9 protein-coding genes and 3 pseudogenes are annotated in these 13,995 nt (G+C 66.0%); 7 read left to right on the top strand and 5 right to left on the bottom strand.

The features are described 5' to 3' along the window. Nucleotides 1-568: 568 nt before the first annotated feature. Nucleotides 569-1,630 (top strand): hypothetical protein, encoded by a 1,062-nt coding sequence (locus ACWEK3_RS40920; RefSeq protein WP_453252119.1) that lies wholly within the window; start codon nt 569-571, stop codon nt 1,628-1,630. A 119-nt stretch (nt 1,631-1,749) separates the two neighbouring features. Here ACWEK3_RS40920 and ACWEK3_RS40915 read toward each other — a convergent pair whose 3' ends face one another. From ACWEK3_RS40915 to ACWEK3_RS40905, 3 genes and pseudogenes are all read right to left on the bottom strand, one after another. Further along, nucleotides 1,750-3,516 carry a Helicase associated domain protein gene (locus ACWEK3_RS40915; protein ID WP_453252118.1) on the bottom strand — a complete coding sequence of 589 codons (1,767 nt, stop codon included), beginning with the start codon at nt 3,514-3,516 and terminating at the stop codon, nt 1,750-1,752. A gap of 697 nt (nt 3,517-4,213) precedes the next feature. Next, nucleotides 4,214-4,858, bottom strand: a pseudogene (locus ACWEK3_RS40910) (IS701 family transposase); the annotation flags it as partial. Nucleotides 4,859-4,958: 100 nt separating this feature from the next. Further along, nucleotides 4,959-5,684: an AraC family transcriptional regulator gene (locus ACWEK3_RS40905; RefSeq protein WP_453252117.1), complete on the bottom strand. Its 726-nt coding sequence runs from the start codon at nt 5,682-5,684 to the stop codon at nt 4,959-4,961. Nucleotides 5,685-5,846: 162 nt separating this feature from the next. Between ACWEK3_RS40905 and ACWEK3_RS40900 the strand changes: the two genes are divergently transcribed. From ACWEK3_RS40900 to ACWEK3_RS40875, 6 genes are all read left to right on the top strand, one after another. Then, complete coding sequence (locus tag ACWEK3_RS40900) at nt 5,847-6,503, top strand: FMN-binding negative transcriptional regulator (protein ID WP_453252116.1); 657 nt, start codon at nt 5,847-5,849, stop codon at nt 6,501-6,503. Further along, entirely contained in the window at nt 6,500-7,369 is an 870-nt protein-coding gene (locus ACWEK3_RS40895) for an alpha/beta hydrolase (RefSeq protein WP_453252115.1), read from the top strand. The genes ACWEK3_RS40900 and ACWEK3_RS40895 overlap by 4 nt, the downstream gene beginning before the upstream one ends. A 99-nt stretch (nt 7,370-7,468) precedes the next feature. Beyond that, complete coding sequence (locus ACWEK3_RS40890; RefSeq protein ID WP_453252114.1) at nt 7,469-8,839, top strand: MFS transporter; 1,371 nt, start codon at nt 7,469-7,471, stop codon at nt 8,837-8,839. 21 nt (nt 8,840-8,860) lie between these two features. Continuing rightward, nucleotides 8,861-9,310, top strand: a complete 450-nt coding sequence (locus ACWEK3_RS40885) for a Rid family detoxifying hydrolase (RefSeq protein ID WP_453252113.1) — start codon at nt 8,861-8,863, stop codon at nt 9,308-9,310. 681 nt (nt 9,311-9,991) lie between these two features. After that, nucleotides 9,992-11,269, top strand: coding sequence for an adenylosuccinate synthase (locus ACWEK3_RS40880; protein ID WP_453252112.1), 1,278 nt, complete (start codon nt 9,992-9,994; stop codon nt 11,267-11,269). A gap of 203 nt (nt 11,270-11,472) precedes the next feature. Then, nucleotides 11,473-12,438, top strand: coding sequence for a LysR family transcriptional regulator (locus ACWEK3_RS40875; RefSeq protein ID WP_453252111.1), 966 nt, complete (start codon nt 11,473-11,475; stop codon nt 12,436-12,438). Here ACWEK3_RS40875 and ACWEK3_RS40870 read toward each other — a convergent pair. Next, a pseudogene (locus ACWEK3_RS40870) lies at nt 12,423-13,165 on the bottom strand (formate dehydrogenase accessory sulfurtransferase FdhD). The gene ACWEK3_RS40875 and the pseudogene ACWEK3_RS40870 sit on opposite strands and share 16 nt — an antisense overlap. 38 nt (nt 13,166-13,203) lie before the next feature. Continuing rightward, a pseudogene (locus tag ACWEK3_RS40865) lies at nt 13,204-13,797 on the bottom strand (molybdopterin dinucleotide binding domain-containing protein); the annotation flags it as partial. Between the last annotated feature and the right edge of the window lie 198 nt (nt 13,798-13,995).

The raw sequence follows: 13,995 nt of genomic DNA, 5'->3' as shown, positions 1-13,995 counted from the left end.
CCACGGCACGAACCTGGGAAGACCGTGAAACGAGCCGAAACCCTCACCGAACACGTCCGCCTGAAACAGCAGCGGGGATAAAAATCAAGCTAAGCCGGGCATCTCCCTGCAATACGCCGAGGGCACTCTTCGTGATGCCGTCACCCTGTGGGGCAACGCCCGCAGCGCACGGGACTACTTCCGGGCCTTCACCGACTTCCGGGTCTTCACCGACGCCGTGGAGAAGACCTTCCCGGCCTTGGAGTGCGCCTTCGCCGCCCCCGACCTCGCGGCCGGCCTGCGCTCCGGCGTACTGGCACCTCCTGCAGCTCGGCAGCCCCGAAACCGTCATCGCCGCCAGCGGCTTCCCGCTGCCCTCCGCTCCGGCCCTGATAGGCGTACCAGTGCCGAAGCCGGGGTCTGCCTCGGCTGACACTCGCAGAGAGCCGGACCTGTCGCAGGTGCCGTCGATCTGTGCCTGCCACCGCAACGCAAAGCCTTCAAAAGTCCCTGCTCGATGTCAGTGGCCTGCGAGATCATCATTCCGGCGTTCGGGTTCTGCCGGACGACGAGGGCTGAGGGGGACAGGGTGCCGCAGGAACTCTTCTTTGAAACCGTCCAGCGTGACAACTACTCATACACGAGGCTGAATCGCGCGGCCATCAACGAGCTTCGCACCGCCCCGTCCGCCAGTGGTGACGAAGAGGCTGCGCACGCTCTCATCGACCTGCTGATCGACGACTTGCCCCAGCACCCTGAGCACGACGGACTGATGGACAATTCGGAGACGGGAGCGGTCATACGCTGTCTCAAGGCCGTTCTGCGCCGCCTCGGTATCGAGTTCGAGGTCCCCTTTCACGACAAGCAGGGCTACTACTCGTTTCGGATGGAGCACGACAACGGCCTCATTACCGACCTGACCAGGGTCTTCGCCCCAGCGCGCGCAGCGCTGGAACGACGCGAGCAGACCACCTTCACCGGAGGCTTGCGGGGGCTGCGCGGCGAGCTGCGCAACCTCATCTTCGCCGCCGCGCAGAAGCCAGAGATCGTCTGGAGGGACGTCGCGGGTGGTGTCATCGAGATCACGAAGAACAAGGACCACTGCCTGCTGTATGACCGCCCAGTGGGAGCCTCGGGCCTCACCTGGAGCGAACTCGGCAAGTGGTGGCACCTCCAGGACGGCATGTACGGGATGTCTGAGCATCTCAGGCTGCAGGCGCTCCTGAAGCGGCTGAGGGGGTCACTCAACGCCCCGGAGCAGCTGTTGCTGGACACCTACTGGGATCACGCGATGCAGCGAGGCTTCGGAGACTTTCCTGCTCTGTTGCCACAGGTGTATCTCCATTACGACCCCCTGGCGCAACATCAGCGGAATCAACGGGCGGAAGGCAAGGTGCTGACGCGGCAGCGGATGGACTTCCTGATGCTCGCTTCCGGCGGTCGCCGATACGTTCTCGAGCTGGATGGGAAGGAGCACTACTCGCGTGATGGGAAGGCCGCACCCGACCTATACGCCGACATGGTCCGAGAAGATCGGCGGATCCGTCTTCAGGGGTATGAGGTGTACCGGTTTGGCGGCGCCGAGTTTGTGGACCCACAGGCTGCCAAGCTCATGCTGAGCGGGTTCTTCGACCAGTTGCTGGCTCCGTAGCTCCGCCCCCCACGAGGAAGCCACACAAGCTGCCGTCACCTCCAAAGCCGGAGCGGGTACAAGCTCGACAGCCCAGGTCGCCCGGGCTGTCGCGCGCTGCGGCTCAGCGCCAGACCGAGTCAGGCCCAGTCGACGCCGAGGTCTCGCAGCGCGTCGAGCTGTTCCTGGGTAAGCCGGTCTCGCCTCGATTTGGTGTTGGTGATCCATACGCCGAGTCGGACCGGGACCGGCTCCGCCTCGCCGTCGACTGCGACATGGACGATGGTGCTGCGGGGTACGGGCCGCTGTCCTTCGCGTTCGACCCATTGCGTGAGGGCGGCGAGTCCGCGTTGGAATGCCGCTTGGGCCTTGCTCCCGGCCTTCCCCGGGCCCTTCGTCGCGCCCTCAGCGGCTGGTGCCGGGGACGGCGCCTCCGCCGGTGTCACGCCTAGCCGGGTGAGCCGTTCCTGCTGCTCGTCCGACAGCTGCTTCCAGGTGCTGGGCTGTTTCTGCCGTTGGAGCCATCGTCCGAGGTCGTCGCTGTCGAGGAGGACGCCGGGTGCGATGTCGGGTAGCCGGCCCCCGGGTTCGTCCTCCGCGAGGTGGAGGAGGATGCGGTGGTGGCGTTGCCAGTCCAGTGGCCAGGGGCAGTTCCAGTCCTCGTCGATCGCGGTCAGCTGTCCTGCGCGCTCCGCCGCCCGGTCGGGGTTTTTGCCGAGGCCACCGTTGCGGCGGAGGTTGGCGATCAGTTGTCCGATCGCGACGGGCTGTCCGTCGGGGTCGTTCCAGACGGCGTTCTGCCTCGGGGCGAGGTGGCCGGTGGCCCGGCGGTAGGACCGTAGGGTGGCGAGCTTTGTCTCCCAGGCTTCTTCGCCGGGCTCCCAGACCATCCCGGCGTCCGCGGCGTCGAGCAGCTCGACGCGGTGGGGGTCGAGTTCTCCGGTCCGCCGGGCTTTGCGCTGCTGGTGCACCCACCTGCCCAGCGGGAACGCTTTGGTCACCCCGACCTCGGTCTCGACGTCGTAGGGGACGGCATGCAGCCCGCTGATGTTGTTCTCCGTCCGCCAGCGCAGGAGGGCTTGGTAGCCCTCGAGCCAGACCAGTGACTGGGGCCGGTAGACGCGGGTGCGCAGGAAGGCGGCGATGGTGGCGGGGTCGCGGGGGCTGGAGAACTGCAGCAGCTCCGACTCCACCGTGCCGTTCTCGGCCTCCGGCCCTTCCGGGCCGGTGCCGGCGGTGGTGCCGGTGATGATGCGCCCGTCGGCGTCCCGCCGGACGTGCACCTTGCGCGTTCCTCGGGTCAGGGCCCGGTTGGCGAGCTGCTCGGTGAGGTGTTCGGAGTGGGAGCGCAGGCCCTGGAGGACGGCGACGAGGGGGGCGTAGGAGGCGCTGGCGATCATGTCGGTGGGGTCTTCGCCGGGCTGGAGGAAGACGGGCACGATGATCCGCGCGACCTTGGTGGTGCCGTCGAGGCTGGGGCGCAGGGCCCGGCCGATGTTCTGCACGATCTCGACCTGGGAGCCGCGGGTGTCGGCGAAGCAGACCGCCTCCACACCCCGCTCGCCCCGGATGTCGACCCCTTCCCCGAGAACGCGGCAGCTGGCGAGGAACGCCCGGTGCACCCGCCGGCCCGCGGCATCGACTCCGTTCGCGAACTGGCGCAGGGTTTCGCGGCGTTCGGTGACGAGGTGGTCGCCGCACAGCCATGCCGACCACACCCGGTCCGCGGGTACGTGCCGCCCGGCCTCCTCGACATCCCCGGGCACGGCGCCGAGAGGAGAGCGCGGCCTGTCGGCGGCCTCGTCCAGGGCGTGGGCGGTGACCTCGTCCGCATACAGGTCCGCAGCCGTATGAGGCAGATGGACCGCGAAAGCCTCGGCCTCCTCGACCCGGCTGTGGAAGGTCATCACCGTCTTGATGTTGCGGGCACTGGCGTGCTCCAGGAGCGCGGCCTGCAGCAGCGCGAGCCGCTGGCCACGCCGCGCCTCGTCGGACAGGCCGACAAAGTAGTCGGGGTCCTCGATCTCCAGGACGTCGATCTCGAACCCGGCGAGGACGCCCCGCTCGACTGCCTCCGCGAGCCCGAACTGCGGGTCGGCGGGGGAGTGTCAGTTGAGCATCGTCATCTGAGTGTCAGTGGTACAGGCCCAGTGACCAGGTGGTTGGCGCTGACGGATGGTGCTCATCGGTGCTGACATGAGTGACGAAGAGCCATGTCATTCTCACGCAGACCCCTATAGCGGGCGCCGAGTTTGCGCTGGTCAGAGAAGTGACTTCCAGACACCCGCTCCGAAGCCGTGATCCATCTCGCCATAACCGGCCTGATGGCTCGACGCCTCACGGGCCGGATTCGCTGCAGGGGCGTGACGCGACGCGGGCGGTTCTGTACCGGGGGTAGGGGGTGCGCATGTCCGTGCCAAGGGGCGGGTCGGCCGAGCCTGGCGTGGCTCATCGCCTGAGGCGGTATCGGACACGCTTCGAGTCCGCGGTGACGCGGTTCTTTCTCCTCGGAATCTTCGTCGTTGGGCTGACTGCTCAGTTCGTCACACCGGTCGGAGACGCCCTGGAGGGCAAGGCTTTCCTAGGTGGGGCCTTGCTCAGCGGGCCCGAATACACATCGTCACCGGCGAACCAGCGTGCCCGGACACCCAACTCGAGCGCGTTTTTGACCATGGCCGCGGTCTGCTGCAGCTTCGTCGCGAACATGATCCCTTCCGGGACGCCGACTGCCTCGCGGCGCTCCTCGTCCGCAGCCCAGTCCCTCGGGAGATACAGGGCCCGGTCGATCACCACCCGCACCGACTCGGTGACGGCGGCCAGGTGCACGGCGACCTGGCACAGTCCGACGCCATTGATCGCGCCGGAGTACTGGCGGCCGGCGCCGACGCAGTCGGTCGAGGACTTCGCGTCCCCGGTCTCGTCCGCGACCAGCACCACGTCCTGACCTGCAAGTTCACGCGCGACCAGGCGGGCGATCTCCTCCCGGGCCCGGTCATGGTCGAACCTCGCCCGTGACAGCAGATGCTGCAGCCGGTGCGGGCCTGGATGCCCCAGCGCCTCAGCCAGCGTCCAGCAGTTCCGCGTGTCCACCTCCGTCAGCAGCCCGTTGATCATCTCCGCTGACGTCGCACGTGTCTCACGCCGCGCGAAGCAGCCCGCCATCGCATCCATCGCCGCCCGGAACACCCGGCCCCAGGCCGCCTGGGCTATCGTGGCCTCCACGGCCACCTGGTCCTGAAACGTCGTCACAAACGTTCATGATCACGGTGGCCATACCTATGCCCGCCCCCGATTCCGCAAGCCGCCGACCAGCACAGACGCCGGAACTACAACTGTCGTGTCCGTCGAGTCATTCGGCGGGGATGCCATTGAAGTACTGGGATGGTGGCGTGCCGAGGCATCGGCGGAACATTGCGCTGAAAGCGCTGGGGCTGTCGTAGGACAGTTGTACCGACACTCGGGCGATTGGCTCGCCTCTGGCGAGCATCTCGATGGCCGCTAGCAGTCGGGCCTGCTGGCGCCAGCGGCCGAATGTGCAGCCGACTTCGGTGACGAAGTGGCGGGCGAATGTCCGTTCGCTCATGTGTGCGTGCTTTGCCGCCTCCGCGGTGGTCCACACGAGTTCTGGCTGGTCGATGAGGCGCCTGCACACCTGTAGCAGGACGTCTTCGCGGGGCAGGGGCAGTTGCAGGGGCTCCACGGTCAGCGGCTCGAACTCGTCGAGCAGCAGTTCCATGAGCCGTCCATCGCGGCCGCGCGGGTTGTATTCGATCGGCAGCAGGGTCGCGGCGAGCAGCAGCTCGCGTAGCAACGGTGTGACGGTTACGACGGTGCATGAGGCCGGTAGGTGCGCACGGGCGCCAGGCTCGATGTAGAGGGTGCGCATTGGGACCGCGCCGGAGGTGCGCATTGAGTGCATGACCCCGCTGGGAATCCATACGGCGCGCTGCGGCGGTGCCACCCAGGTGCCTTCCGGGGTGGTGACGGTGATCGCTCCAGCGGTCCCATAGATCAGCTGGGCTCGGCGGTGTGAGTGTTCCGGGATGACGTGGCCGTCCGGCAAGTCGCGGGCCATTGCGGCTAGCGGTCGGGGGGTGCGCTGATAGTCGTCTCGGTCCTCGCTCTTCCCGTACATGGCAGCCTCTCGACGATGCATGGCAGATTCGCGTGCGACAGTCAGCGTTTGTTCAGCTCAAACTGTAATCAGTTCAGCCCTCCTTCACCAGCAGGAGTGACTTTGTACGTTCCGGATCATTTTCGCGAACATCGATCCGAAAAGATCGAAGAGCTCGTCCGAGACAATCCGTTCGGCATACTCGTGACAGTTTCGGCCGATGTACCGGAGGCTTCGCACCTCGCCTTCACTTATCGGTCGGGTACGCCCACTGAGCCCGTCCCCATTCTACTGGGGCATCTTGCGTCATCGAATCCGCAGTGTGCGGCGGTGCGCGCCGGCGCGCGCGCCGTTGTTATCTTCTCCGGGCCCAACCACTATGTATCGCCCCGCTTCTACCGAACCCATCCGAGCACTCCGACCTGGAATTACTGCGCCGTCCATATGGCCGGACGGCTCGAGCCGCGCCCGGAGTCCAAGGACGCCGACCACGTTCTCGGTGAGCTCACCTCCGCGTTCGAGCGAGGGTTCAATGAACCATTCCGCTACGAAAGTCTGCCGGCCGATTACACGGCTGGGCGCAAGCCGGGAATTCTGTCGTTCGCAATCCAGGTGGAAACCGTGGATGCCCAATTCAAGATGAGTCAGAATCGTACCGTCGACGATCGCCGGGGCGTGATTGAAGGCTTGCGGGAAATCGGCGGCGACAACGCTCGGGCAGTCGCCGAGATCATAGACGAATTGCTGCACAGGGACTATCCGGAGGAGGTTTCTCGGTGATCATCGACGGAAATGAGCGGGGCCGGGAGTGGCTGGACGCCGAGTACAACGTGCGCGCCGGCATTCCAGACTACGAGGAGATCTTTGCGCGGTGGATGGCGGAGAGCGAGCGGCTGCGTGCATCCGCTCGCGAGCGGTTCGTGCAGTCGGTCGGCTACGGCGACCATCCGAACCAGGCGTTCGACGTGTACCGACCGGTGGCCTCGACCGGGGCAGATCCCCTGCTCGTGTTCGTGCACGGGGGGTACTGGCAGTCGCTGGACAAGGGCATGTTCGGCTTCCTCGCCGAGCCATACACGGCTCGCGGTGTCTGTTTCGTCTCCCTCGACTACCGGCTTGCACCCGAGGCAGGGATGGACGAAATCGTCGCTGACGTGCGCTCGGGGGTCGCCGAAATTGCCCGGTGCGCCCCGCAGTTTGGGGCCGACCCGGGACGAATCTTCGTTGCCGGGCACTCCGCAGGCGGTCACCTCGCGACGACGCTGATGGCCACGCCTTGGGAAGACTGCGGTCTGCCTCGTGACCTCGTAACCGGGGCGTGTGCGATCAGCGGGCTCTACGACCTCGAACCGATCCAGGCCTGCTATCTCAACGACAAGCTGGGCATGACGCGCGAGACCGCACGACGCAACAGTCCGGTCCGACAGGTGCCCGCCCACCCGAGTCCGCTGATCGTGACGTACGGGGGCGACGAGTCGTCGGAGTTCGCACGCCAGCAGGCAGAACTCGTCGGGGCCTGGTCAGCGCACGGGGTGCCGTGCCAGGTAGTGGACCAGGTCGACGGCCACCACTTCGACGCTGTGGAGCGGCTCGCACTAGACGGTCCGCTGCGCGACGCAGTACTTGCGATGGTCTGCGAGGCCTGACCGGGCAGCGTTCGAAGGCCGTCCCGATCACGGGATGCCGATGGTACGACGCGTGGCCATTAGGAGCCGCGAGATCCCAAACCGGTAAGTCGGAGAGTGATGTCAAAGATGCCTTCTCGACTCCGTACGTCCAAAATGGCGGTACCCACCGAGCGAGGCCGTGCTCGGCGAGCCGTCGTAGCAAGCATGCTCAGTACCGCCATCGAGTGGTACGACTACTACCTTTACGGCCTGGTCTCTGGGCTCGTGTTCGCCTCGACGTTCTTTCCAGAGGCGAGCGGCGCGACCGGAACCATGCAAGCATTCGGGATCTATGGCGTCGGTTTCGTTGCCCGACCGGTCGGCGCCGCCCTGTTCGGGCACTTCGGGGATCGGGTCGGACGCAAGAACGCCCTTGTCTGGAGCACCCTTTGCATGGGGGTTCCGACGGTCGCGGTGGCGTTCGTGCCCGGCTACGACGTCATCGGTCTCGGCGGGGCACTGATCCTCACCGTTCTGCGGTTGGTGCAGGGCATCGGGCTTGGCGGACAGTGGGCGGGCGCGGTGCTTGTCTCGATGGAGTCTGGCCGTCGCGAACGCCGCGGACTCCTCGCATCGTGGGCACAGGTCGGATCGCCTCTCGGTTTGATACTCGCCAATCTGGTGCTGGTGGTCACGATCGCGCTCACCTCCACTGAGAGCTTCCAGGCATGGGCATGGCGGGTTCCGTTCCTGCTCAGCGGGGTGCTGCTCGGAATCACCTTCTACATTCGCATGCGGGTAGAGGAAACCCCGGAGTTCTCCGGCTATAAGACGGCCCGAAAAAATCGATCGAATCCCGTGGCGATGGTGCTTCGCCACCATTGGCGCAAGGTGCTGCTGGCTGCGTTGGTCCGCACCTCGGAAATGGCCCCGTTCTACATTTTTACGGCGTTCGTCGTGACCTACTGCAAGAACGTGCTGCATACGGGCGACAGCTTCGCACTCAGCGCGGTATTGATCGCCTCATTCGTGTCTCTCGGTACGATACCGCTGTTCGGTTTCGTGTCCGATCGGATCGGTCGCAAGCGAACCTATATCCTCGGAGCGGGTCTGACTGCAGTATGGGGACTTTTCTACTTCCCGCTGCTCGATACTGCCGTACCAGCGTTGATCGTATTGTCCGTGGTTGTCTCGCTCATCACGCACGATATCCAGTACGGCCCGCAGGCGGCATTCATCGCGGAAAGCTTCCCGACCGACGTCCGCTACAGCGGGACCGCCCTTGGGTCTCAGCTCGCCTCGATCATCTCCGGCGGTCCCGCACCCATCATCGCCACGGCGCTGGTCGCCAACTTCGGGTCGGCCTCTGTCGGCTGGTACCTGGTCGCCTGTGCGGTCATCGGAGGTGCCGCAGCCGCCGGCCTGCGCGCTGCTAAGGACCCGTCCCCGACCAGCCCACCAACTACCGCCCCCACCGGTAGCCGAGCCAAGCCATCAACGCTCGGCTGAACCTTTCCTGAAGGGACCACCGTGAGTAATTCCAACCAAACCACTGCTGACACGTCCCCCCTGCGTACCAGGACCGTGTACGCCACTGCGGCGCCAGCGCCAGTCGGCCCGTTCTCACACGCCACACAGGCGGGCGGAGCCGTGTATGTGAGCGGCCAAATGGGCGTCGATCCGACGACCTCGCAGCTCGCTCACCCCTCCGATGTTGCCGGACAGACGGAACAGGCGCTGACCAACCTGGCCGCCGTCCTGCATGCCGCAGGCACTGATCTCCCGTCCGTGGTAAAAACGACAATCTTCCTGACTGACATGGCTAATTTCCCGACGGTGAACGAGGTCTACGCCCGATGGTTCGGCCAATGTCTGCCAGCACGGTCCTGCGTGGCAGTGAGGGCACTACCGCTGCCGGACGCCCTCGTGGAGATCGAGGCCATTGCCGTCCCCGCCGCTTCGATGGGCGGATTGGCGTAGTCACCGCCACCGGCCTGGTCGAGAAGGCGCCCATACCGCTGACGCCGAGCCAGTGACAACACCAGGTTGGCGCCGCTTCCGGTTGGATGGCGGCACGAGCGGCGCCCGTACTGGCATGGCAGCCACGCTGGACGCCAGATCCCGGCGGGCCGCTCCCGCGAACTGGCGGGAGCGGCCCGGTAACGACGGTGGCAGGGGCGTGGTCACCGCGTGGGGCGACAGCAGCATGACGCCCCACGGGCAGGGTTCCGTCTCGCGGCGACCTGCTGGCCCAGGGCGTGAGGCTGGAACTCAGCGGGCTGCACCCCGCGCTAGCGACAGCCGAGGTCGTGCTCACCCCCAGTCCAACGACCCGCTGATCCCCCCAATGCGGCCTGGCCGGGCCGCAGAAGGCCGAAACTGCGCCGGACGCCAGGTCCCCTAGCCACTGGGCCGCCATGGTCGCCGCCCAAACCTGCTGCGATCTCTTTTGTGAGGCTGGCGCCGAGGGTCCCAGACGGCATCCGCCTTACCGCGCTCGCTGTGCTCCGCGCACGTATGCCGCCCGATCGCACTCGTGCTTCGACCGGCCGGCATCAGCAACGCCGTACTTGCGATCAGCCACTCTCCAACCCCACGACTGCGGGATGGCGCCAGAAACATCTGAGCCATCAGCAATAAACCTATGCAAGGGAGTTCCACGTGCCAGCGATTGTCATAGTCGGTGCCCAATGGGGAGACGAGGGCAAAGGGAAGGCCACCGATTTGCTGGGCGAGTCCGTGCAATGGGTGGTGCGCTACCAAGGAGGTAACAACGCCGGCCACACCGTGGTGCTACCCGACGGGACGCAGTTCGCACTCAAACTCCTACCGTCCGGAATCCTCACCCCTGGCGTGCACTCTGTCATCGGGAACGGTGTTGTCGTTGACCCAGCGGCCCTCACGACAGAGATCGACACCTTGGAAAGCCGCGACGTCGGAATGAACCAGCTGCTGATCAGTAGCGATGCTCACCTCGTCATGCCTTACCACCTGGCCATGGATCGGGAGACTGAGCGCTTCCTTGGCAAGGCCAAGATCGGTACCACTGGACGCGGCATCGGCCCTGCATACCAGGACAAAGTCGCCCGTATCGGAGTCCGCCTAGCTGATCTTCTGGACGAAAAGACCTTGCACCAGAAGGTCGAGGCCGCCCTCGAAGTCAAGAACACGATCCTGGTCAAGGTCCACAACCAACCAGCCCTCTCTGTTGACCAGGTTGTCGAGACCGTGCTTACGAACGGTCACCGTTTCGCTGACCGGATCGCCGACACGCGCCTCCTGCTCAACCAGGCCCTCGAGGCTGGAGAGACGATTCTGCTGGAGGGATCCCAGGGCACCATGCTCGATGTCGATCACGGCACCTATCCGTTCGTCACCAGCTCCAGCCCGACAGCGGGCGGCGCCGCTGTTGGCTCTGGCATCGGCCCAAACAAGATCACGCGAGTAGTCGGGGTCCTCAAGGCCTATACCACCCGCGTCGGCTCCGGACCCTTCCCCACCGAACTGCACGACGCGATGGGCGAGCACATCCGCAGGGCCGGCGGTGAGGTCGGCGTGAACACCGGGCGGCCCCGCCGATGCGGCTGGTTCGACGCAGTCATCGGTCGCTACGCAGCCCGAGTCAACGGCATCAGCGACTTCTTCCTCACAAAGCTCGACGTGCTCTCCGGCCTCGAGAAGGTGCCACTCTGTGTGGGCTACCAGGTGGACGGGCACCGCATCGACGACATGCCGATGACGCAGGCCGAACTCCACCGCGCCGTCCCCGTGTACGAAGAGATACCCGGCTGGCTCGAGGACCTGTCGTCTTGCCGGACATTCACGCAGCTGCCCGCCAAGGCACGCGCCTACGTACAGCGTATCGAGGAGCTGACAGACACGCCCGTGAGCGCGATCGGAGTCGGGCCCCGACGCAACCAAACCATCTCTACCTCGTGAAGCGCCCGGGTCTGTTGACATCGCCAATGTCGATCACTGCCTGGATAGGGCTCCAGGGCTTCCAGACCCACCGCACGCATCACTTCGGCTGGGCCTCTGGGCCCAGGCGCTCCCGCCCGAAACAGGTGTAAGCAGCCTTTCTATCCTTTACAGCAGATACTCCGCATCCACTGGGCCCCAGCCGGGCCCCGTATGGAGAGGCCATGCTCTTCCGGCAGCTGGAATACCTGGCGGCTCTGGCCCGCGAGCGGCACTTCGCCCGCGCCGCCGAAGCCTGCGGGGTGACCCAGCCCTCGTTGTCCGAGGCGATTCGCAAGCTCGAAGAAGAACTGCAGATCCCGCTCATCGAACGAGGACGGCGCTTCGACGGTCTGACCGCGGAAGGCGAGCGCGTCGTGATGTGGGCGCAGCAGATCCTGGCTGACCGCAACGCTCTCACGGATGACGTCGAGGCCATGCGCACCGGGCTGGGCGGTCGGGTTCGCGTCGGTACGGTGCCCACGGCCTCCAGCATGGTCCCGCACTTGGTCGAGTCCTTGACGTCACGTCACCCACTGCTGAATGTCCAAGTGGCCACCGATCTAACCTCGCGGGACGCCCTCGCGATGCTGCGCGACCACTCCCTCGATGCCGCTCTCACCTACGTGGACGACGAGGCAAGGGCGGCATTCCGCGTAGTGCCGCTGTATCGCGAGAAATACGTCCTGCTCGCCCGGGCCGCGATTGCCCCGGCCGGCGGCACGGCTGTGCCCTGGGAGGAGGCAGCGAGACTTCCGCTATGCCTGCTCAACCCCGCCATGCAGGGACGACGCAGGATAGATGCCTGCTTCGCCGAGTCCGGGATCGAGGCCACCGCGCGGGTGGAGACGGACTCATTCGCCTCGCTGATTGCGCACGTGGCCACCAGCCGCTGGGCCGGGATCGTTCCCGTGGCCTGGCTCCATGCCCTCGGCGTCCCAGTGGGGTTGCGGGTGCTGCCCCTGGCCGAGACCGTTCAGGCGGCCCAGATCGGTCTGGTGGCTGTCCGCCGGGACCCGGAGTCCGTGATGGTGCACGCGCTTTTGTCCGCTGCACGGGGATTGGATCTGCTGGCGCTGGAACATCTACCCTCGTCGTTTCTGCCTTCAGTAACAGCCGGTGACACGGCCGTGCGTCATGCGACGTGCTGAGGCATCGTGAGGCGCTCAGCGCCGGTGTAGACGTCCACTGACCGGCCGCGCAGGAAGCTCAGCAGGGTCAGGCCGACTTCCGCGGCCAGGTCCACGACGAGCGAGGATGGGGCGGACACCGCCGTCAGTACGGGGATGCCGGCCATGCCTGCCTTCGGATGAGTTCGAACGATGCCGGGCCGCTCACCATCGGCACGGTGTCCCATAGCGGCAGTAGTGCCTGGTGCGGCGCGTGCCCGATGACCTTGGCGACGGCGTGGTTCCGCCCCACGTCCTCGCGCACGCACAGCATCCCTCCGCCAGCGGTGAACAGCCCGATTGCATGCAGCCCGCCCGTGGTGTCGAAGACGCGCTGGGCCGCTCGCAGCCGGTCGGGCGGGGAGAAGGCCGTGTCGGAGCCGATGAGCACATGGTCCTCCGCCGCGTTCCATCGCACGGTGGTGTACACGACGTCCAGGCTGGCCTTGCCGCACAGACCAAAGGATCGGCCGTCGCGCCGGTGCAATAGCGGATCCGCAGCACGCCGCTCGGGGAATGAATGACACTCTTCTGACCAGGAATCCCGCTGCGAGATCGAAGTCGTGGCCCGGGGTGCGCGCCGTCACTGCGAGGGATGGGCGCGCACCCGGATCTCCCTCGGCTTCTCGGCGACCAGGGTGCCGGGGCGGTGTCCGACAACCACGTCCTTGATGCGCAGCACTCGGCGACGCGCCGGCACTTTGCCCATGCGCTCTGCTCCCTCATACGACGGTACATGGGCTTGTCTTAGCCGGCACGGACCTGTGCCCGGCTGGCAGTGGTCGGCTCCAGGCGAACCACGATGCCCTTGGAGGTGGGGCAGTTGCTGATGTCGGCGACGCTGTCGAGGGGCACCAGGACGTTGGTTTCGGGGTAGTAGGCGGCGGCCGATCCACGGGAGGTCGGGTAGAGCACGACGCGGAAGTCCTCGGCTCGGCGTTCGGTGCCGTCATGCCACACGCTCACGAGATCGACCATCTGCAACTCGGCCAGCCCGAGTGCTCGTAGGTCCTCGGGATTGACGAGGACCACGCGGCGGCCGTTGTGAATGCCACGGTAGCGGTCGTTCATGGCATAGGGGATGGTGTTCCACTGGTCGTGCGACCGCAGGGACTGCAGGATGAGATGCCCCGCGGGCGCCCTCAGCATCTCGAAATCGTTGCAGGTGAACATGGCCTTGCCCGTGGCGGTGCGGAAGGTCAGGTCATTGACCGGGTTGCGCAGCAGGAAGCCCCCGGACTGGCTGACACGTTCATTGAAGTCGTGGAAGCCCGGCACTACGCGTGCGATCCGCTCCCGGATCGTGCCGTAGTTTGCCTCGAACTCCTCCCAGGGGATGGCCAGGGCGGTTGCAAGTTCCTGGATCGCGTAGATCGTCCGCGTCCAGCGGGAGTTGACGCAGCAACAGCACAGGCACGAGACCGGTGATCATCAGGGTGTCTATGCCAGCTGATCACATCGAGGTCTCGTGCCTGCCGCTCCATCCTCCCCGATCCCTGCCGTCCTGGCGAAACTGGGCCCCCTCCACCAGCGCGACAC

This window comes from Streptomyces sp. NPDC004721 (genome assembly GCF_053601495.1).
The sequence above is the reverse complement of the archived record's forward strand: the minus strand, read 5'-3'. Positions and strand labels throughout refer to the sequence as shown.